The sequence below is a fragment of the Virgibacillus sp. AGTR genome, assembly GCF_016919725.2.
GTDB lineage: Bacteria > Bacillota > Bacilli > Bacillales > Amphibacillaceae > Virgibacillus > Virgibacillus salarius.
In genome coordinates, this window is sequence record NZ_JAJERH010000121.1 from 1 (window position 1) to 5,991 (window position 5,991).

At 35.2% G+C, this 5,991-nt stretch carries 7 protein-coding genes; 2 read left to right on the plus strand and 5 right to left on the minus strand.

Annotation, left to right across the window (positions count from 1 at the left end; translation table 11 throughout):
- Positions 1 to 55 precede the first annotated feature (55 nt).
- From JUJ52_RS22320 to JUJ52_RS23635, 3 genes are all read right to left on the minus strand, one after another.
- Positions 56 to 1,273 (minus strand): Fic family protein, encoded by a 1,218-nt coding sequence (locus JUJ52_RS22320; protein WP_166531007.1) that lies wholly within the window; start codon positions 1,271 to 1,273, stop codon positions 56 to 58.
- Positions 1,274 to 1,553: 280 nt separating this feature from the next.
- Positions 1,554 to 1,778: an XtrA/YqaO family protein gene (locus JUJ52_RS22325; protein WP_166531008.1), complete on the minus strand. Its 225-nt coding sequence runs from the start codon at positions 1,776 to 1,778 to the stop codon at positions 1,554 to 1,556.
- Between the two features lie 113 nt (positions 1,779 to 1,891).
- Positions 1,892 to 2,542, minus strand: coding sequence for a RusA family crossover junction endodeoxyribonuclease (locus JUJ52_RS23635; protein ID WP_308036075.1), 651 nt, complete (start codon positions 2,540 to 2,542; stop codon positions 1,892 to 1,894).
- A 62-nt stretch (positions 2,543 to 2,604) separates the two neighbouring features.
- Here JUJ52_RS23635 and JUJ52_RS22340 point away from each other — a divergent pair, with 62 nt between their 5' ends.
- Both JUJ52_RS22340 and JUJ52_RS22345 read left to right on the plus strand, forming a co-directional pair.
- Positions 2,605 to 2,817 carry a hypothetical protein gene (locus tag JUJ52_RS22340; RefSeq protein ID WP_166531009.1) on the plus strand — a complete coding sequence of 71 codons (213 nt, stop codon included), beginning with the start codon at positions 2,605 to 2,607 and terminating at the stop codon, positions 2,815 to 2,817.
- A gap of 206 nt (positions 2,818 to 3,023) precedes the next feature.
- The gene (locus JUJ52_RS22345; RefSeq protein ID WP_228089202.1) at positions 3,024 to 3,407 is read left to right on the plus strand and encodes a tyrosine-type recombinase/integrase; all 384 of its coding nucleotides are present in this window, start codon (positions 3,024 to 3,026) and stop codon (positions 3,405 to 3,407) included.
- Positions 3,408 to 3,496: 89 nt separating this feature from the next.
- Here JUJ52_RS22345 and groL read toward each other — a convergent pair whose 3' ends face one another.
- Both groL and groES read right to left on the minus strand, forming a co-directional pair.
- On the minus strand, positions 3,497 to 5,137 hold the full coding sequence (gene groL, locus JUJ52_RS22350; protein ID WP_026680381.1) for a chaperonin GroEL: 1,641 nt from the start codon (positions 5,135 to 5,137) through the stop codon (positions 3,497 to 3,499).
- Between the two features lie 49 nt (positions 5,138 to 5,186).
- Entirely contained in the window at positions 5,187 to 5,468 is a 282-nt protein-coding gene (gene groES / locus JUJ52_RS22355) for a co-chaperone GroES (RefSeq protein WP_026680380.1), read from the minus strand.
- Between the last annotated feature and the right edge of the window lie 523 nt (positions 5,469 to 5,991).

The window sequence follows — 5,991 nt, forward strand, 5'->3', positions numbered from 1 at the left end:
ACACCAAATGCCAGCTTATTGCTGTCATTTGATGTCCTCCAGTTAGCTGGTAGAACTAATTTTCTAAATAATCTGCTCCAATCCTAAAATGCGCTGGTCTCGTTCCCTTTTGATTAATAAGAGATTTGTTCAATAACTCTTTGGCTACTTTTCTTACTGTCGCTTCAGAAATCTCCATAACACGAGATAATTCCTGTACTGTAACCCCATCACTATAATGAAAATAATAATTTTGAATCAACACAAACATAAACTGAAAATGGTTTTTACTTTCCATTCTGTCATCTGTTTTTAACTTTTCAACAGCAGAAGTGATTAATTCAACTTTTTCCTTTAATTCAGACAACATATCCTTTAACGCATTGAGTATTATCGATAAATATTCATCAATAAAGAAATTCATTTCTCCCCTATTCTTAATACTATTACAGATTTCAAATGCTTTAAGGTACTTATTTTTATATTTATTGCACCCCCTAGACAAAGATAGTGCAGATATTTTCCCTAAAGTTTTAGCTAGATATAGACTACTTATAAAGCGAGAAGTCCTTCCGTTTCCATCATAAAACGGATGTATATATCCAAAGAAATAATGACCTATTGCTGTCCTAATTAAAAGAGGGGTTTCTTTATCATCATTCATAAAGTCTAACAATTTATCCATTTCCCTTATAATTTTATCTTCCGGAATTAAACCTCGATGTATTTCTTTTCCGCTTCCTGTCCTGCTTAATACATAATTAATATCTTTTCTAAAAATTTCACCATCAGGTAATTCGTTTTTAGATATTTCCCCTTCAATAATATTGTTGTATATACTCCGAACATCCTTTGGGTAAAGAGGGGTATCAGTATCCCCATATAACAAATTTAAATAAGAATTCACCATACTACTAAATCTTTTTTTATCTTTTGTATTAGATTTTGCATCTCTTACACTTCTAGCAATCTCTTCTTTTGTACTTCTTACACCCTCTAATTGATTTGTATTGTATAATTCCTCAACTACACACTCTCTTATAAATTGATCTTTTGCAACTGCTGGTAATTTTTCAAATATGAATCTAAGATTCCCAGCAGTTTTGTGAATTGCACTACACTTTTTTAACATATCTATAGTTGGAACATAGTAGAGGTCAAAAACATTTTTTTGATCGATTGGTTTTATTGATAAATCTAATCTCTTAGTAGATTCAAAAGATATTCTGTTTTTGTGTATATCATCAAAATCACTTGAATTTAAATCGTGAAACATCTTATAAAGGTACCTCATGACTACACCCCCTAGTTAATGTATTAATTATTTATTTTCACATATATATTTATTATTGTCTATTCCAAAGTGTTAAAAATTAATTTTTTTTCCATTTTGATCATGGTTTACAACTGACAAAATAAAAATTATGTACTAATCTATAAATTTAACATGTGCTCCACATTTGCATCTGCCATTTCCATTTTTTTTAATTTTAATCTTTTTTCCACAAGAAGGACATTTTATATACATAAACTAATTTACCTCCTGGAATTCTAATGTAATATCAGTCTAATCATTAGGGCCCAGAAATATACCATGCACTCTTTAGAATTCTTCCCCCCTCATCAAATTTAACCCTTTTAACTCTACCCTGGTGCGTAATGACCTTAGTCTCTCCATGATTCGGCAGATAAGATAGTTTAGCTTCTCCTTCCGAATACACTACAACAAAGGGTTTGTTATCATTATCTATATCAACGTTGAGCTTTCCATCTTTAAATGGAATGTTCTTAAGTCGCATATGTTTCTCCCCCACTCGATATTATTAATTTAGAGCCAATCTGAGCATTTCTATTATTTGAAACTAAAAACTACTAATCTAATATAGAAACGCCCAAGGTCGGCAGAATTGTTTTAATTTGCTATATTCCCCAGCCTATCTAATTCATAGATTACAATCTCGGTCCGTTGTTCTTCCTTTTCGCATGGAATGATTCGTGCTTCCATCTGTTTAACTTGCCAATCATCCTTGTATACGATCTTATTGAGAGCATCAGTAACGCCTTTAAAAAGATTATCTATATCAGCTCTATTTCCATTTATATAATGAGTTAATTTAACGCCTACATGCCCTTCAATGGGCTTATCCTTCATGTGCTGCTTAGCAATCCATCCAACCTGCTTTTTATAAGCCAGATAACGCTGTGCATATTTGTTCTTGTACATACTCTTTTGAGTCATTCTCACAGCTGATACTGGCTTACCTGATATGGTTAGTTGAATCATACTCATAGCCTCCTTCCAATAATGATGCATTAAAGTTTGCGGTAAACCTAATTGTTCTCTATTCACATTAATCCACTCTATTCCCTTATTACAGTAATCTTTGTCTAGTTCAAATCCAATCCAGTTACGCCCTGTATTATCTGCAGCTAATGCTGTAGTACAAGAACCCATACAGTTATCTAATACTAGATCTCCCTTATTCGTGTAGGTCTTAATTAGGTACTCAAACAAGGTAAATAGCTTCTGTGTTGGGTGGAATGTTTTACTTTTTAGCTCTATATATCAATCACGAAAAGAAAATATAAAACGTCCGTATGCTTATCGAATTAGGACGTCTAGGGATGGATAAACGATTGAATCAGATCAAAAGCGATTGGAATAACGACAATATTGGAATTGGGTCAGAAGAAGTGAAATACCTTATCCAACAAGCAGAATGTGTGCAGGAGTTGGAAAGGAAAGTTGAAAGGCTTAAAACTCGAAAAGGCCATCTTGCCTATCGCTTACGAGTAAGGCGAAAACAAAACCCAGCTCCACAAACAATATTTGGATAAAATGAAATATTATGTTAATTAGAATGATTTTTATGACAATTGTTGGGATGTATATGTAATAAACAAACTTATCGATAAAGCATTGAAAGGAGCAGAGGAATGATGCAAGTCACGAAAGATGTTGACATCTATACTTGCCAGTCTTGTTACAAGAATAAAAAAGACAACAATGTTGATGTATATATAATCTCTATTGGATAATGGATATGTTGAAAAAGGTTGTTAGGGAAAATGATGAACACAAAATGCAGTATCGAACGTTAATAGAGGATTTTCACGATAAAGACTTTGTTTTTAGTCGCGGGAATGGTTATCCTTTTGTGACCAAAACAATTCTTATGCGTATGAATCGCATTTTAGATAAAACATCAATCAAAAAACACGCTACACCACATATTTTTAGACACACCTATATTAGTATGGCTGCTGAAGCGAAAATCGATATTGCTACTGTTATGGAAAAAGTAGGTCACGAGGATATGAAAACAACCATGAAGATTTATACTCATGTAACAAATAAAATGAAAAAGGACGCTTCCGCAAAAGTAAGAACTTTATACGAAAACGCCCTTTCTAACTTAATTTCTTAAAAAATGTTATTTTAATGTTATTTTTTAGGGTTTTGAACGGGTGTATATCCACTTGGAATGTTGCTACATCAGCATTCTTGAGTGGATTTTTACATCATGCCGCCCATTCCACCCATGCCGCCCATGTCAGGCATTCCGCCGCCTGCAGCGCCGCCATCTTCTTCTGGTTTGTCAGCGACTACTGCTTCTGTAGTTAGGAACATAGCTGCTACAGATGCTGCGTTTTGTAGTGCAGAACGAGTAACTTTTGTTGGGTCAACAATTCCTGCTTCAACCATGTTTACCCATTCGCCAGTTGCTGCATTGTAACCAACGCCAACTTTTTCACCTTTTAGACGTTCTACAATGATAGAGCCTTCTAGACCTGCATTGTGTGCGATTTGACGTACTGGTTCTTCCATAGCACGACGTACAATGTTTGCACCAGTTGCTTCGTCACCTTCAAGATTAAGTTCGCTTACTTTGTTATAAATATTTACTAGTGCAGTACCTCCACCAGCAACAATACCTTCTTCAACTGCTGCACGTGTAGAGTTCAATGCATCTTCAATACGTAGCTTGCGTTCTTTTAATTCTGTTTCTGTTGCAGCACCGACTTTAATTACTGCTACACCGCCAGCTAGTTTAGCTAAGCGTTCTTGTAATTTTTCTTTATCGAAATCAGAAGTAGTTTCTTCAGCTTGTGCACGAATTTGTGCTACACGAGAAGAAATTGCTTCAGGATTTCCAGATCCTTCTACGATCGTTGTGTTTTCTTTTGTAACAACAACTTTAGATGCGCGACCTAATTGCTCAATTGTTGCACTCTTAAGATCTAAGCCAAGATCTTCTGTAATTACTTCTGCACCTGTTAGAGTAGCAATATCTTCAAGCATTGCTTTACGACGATCACCGAATCCAGGAGCTTTTACAGCTACAGCGTTGAACGTACCACGAAGCTTGTTAACTACTAAAGTTGCAAGAGCTTCGCCCTCTACATCTTCAGCGATCATTAATAGTGGCTTGCTTTGCTGAACAACTTGTTCAAGTACAGGTAGTACTTCTTGGATATTACCAATCTTTTTATCTGTAATAAGAATGTATGGATCTTCAAGAATTGCTTCCATTTTATCTTGGTCAGTAACCATGTATGGAGAAGCATATCCACGATCAAATTGCATACCTTCAACAACTTCTAATTCCGTGTTAAAGCCTTTAGATTCTTCAATCGTGATTACACCGTCGTTTCCAACGCGTTCCATTGCTTCAGAAATCAAGCTTCCAACTTCACTGTCACCAGATGAAACGGCTGCTACTTGGGCAATAGATTCTTTACTTTCAATTGGATTTGAAATAGTTTTAAGTTCATTCACTGCTACCTCTACAGCTTTCTCAATACCACGACGAACGCCAACTGGGTTAGCACCTGAAGCAACGTTCTTAAGTCCCTCACGAATCATAGATTGAGCTAATACAGTTGCAGTTGTTGTACCGTCACCAGCAACATCATTTGTCTTAGATGCAACTTCTGATACAAGCTGTGCACCCATGTTTTCGAAATGATCTTCTAGTTCGATTTCTTTTGCGATGGTTACACCATCATTTGTAATTAATGGGGAACCAAATTTTTTATCTAAAACGACATTACGGCCTTTTGGTCCTAATGTTACTTTAACTGCGTCTGCTAATGTATCTACACCACGAAGCATTGCGCGACGTGCGTCTTCACTGAATTTAATTTCTTTAGCCATTGATAAAGCCCTCCTTAAATTCTTTAATTAAGTATCTGTATATCTAAGATTAGCCTATGACAGCTAAGATGTCATCTTCACGAAGAATTAAGTACTCTTTGCCTTCGTATTTAACTTCTGTACCAGCAAATTTTGAAAAGATAATGCGGTCACCTTCAGAAACTTCTAGAGCAACTTTTTCACCATTTACGATTTTTCCAGAACCAACAGCTACCACATTTCCTTCTTGTGGTTTTTCTTTTGCAGAGTCTGGAAGTACGATACCGCTTGCAGTTTTCTCTTCTTGTTCAACAAGCTCGATAACAACGCGTTCTCCTAGTGGTTTAATCATGAAGAAAGCCTCCTTAATTCCATGTCATTTTATTTATTAGCACTCTATATCACCGAGTGCTAATTCCAATTAATATGATAAATAATTCCTGTTAAAAATGCAAGTATGAAGAATAGATTTTTTTATAAAATTTTCTTACTCGAATCAATTCGTATGTCTTTACCTTCACAACATATCCAAAACCTTTGTTATAACATAAAGAATTACTTCAATGTGTGAGAGTCTACTACCTGCACAGAAAAGTATTATCATTGATAATGTTTTACCTTGAACACAATAAAGTGAAACTTCAATTCGTGTGAGTTTTGATTATCCTCCACGCTTTGTTAGTACCACAAGGGTATGACCTAAAGGCCTTTGAGCCAATCGGATTTACTGACAGTCGCCCCCCACTTTCAATGCTTGTGGCGAAAAAGACCAACTTTATTTCCTTATTAACATACAGATAATGAATTTGTCATACCAAGCCAATGATTCATTCTATTGTAAGTAGCTTTTCATTTTATGATAAAATAAGAGAAGT

What these genes read in the sequence shown, in the direction of transcription:
- JUJ52_RS22340 (WP_166531009.1), top strand. Translation starts at nt 2,605, where the DNA reads ATGGATAAACGATTGAATCAGATCAAAAGCGATTGGAATAACGACAAT.
- JUJ52_RS22320 (WP_166531007.1), bottom strand. Translation starts at nt 1,273, where the DNA reads ATGAGGTACCTTTATAAGATGTTTCACGATTTAAATTCAAGTGATTTT.
- JUJ52_RS22345 (WP_228089202.1), top strand. Translation starts at nt 3,024, where the DNA reads ATGTTGAAAAAGGTTGTTAGGGAAAATGATGAACACAAAATGCAGTAT.
- JUJ52_RS22325 (WP_166531008.1), bottom strand. Translation starts at nt 1,778, where the DNA reads ATGCGACTTAAGAACATTCCATTTAAAGATGGAAAGCTCAACGTTGAT.
- groES (WP_026680380.1), bottom strand. Translation starts at nt 5,468, where the DNA reads ATGATTAAACCACTAGGAGAACGCGTTGTTATCGAGCTTGTTGAACAA.
- groL (WP_026680381.1), bottom strand. Translation starts at nt 5,137, where the DNA reads ATGGCTAAAGAAATTAAATTCAGTGAAGACGCACGTCGCGCAATGCTT.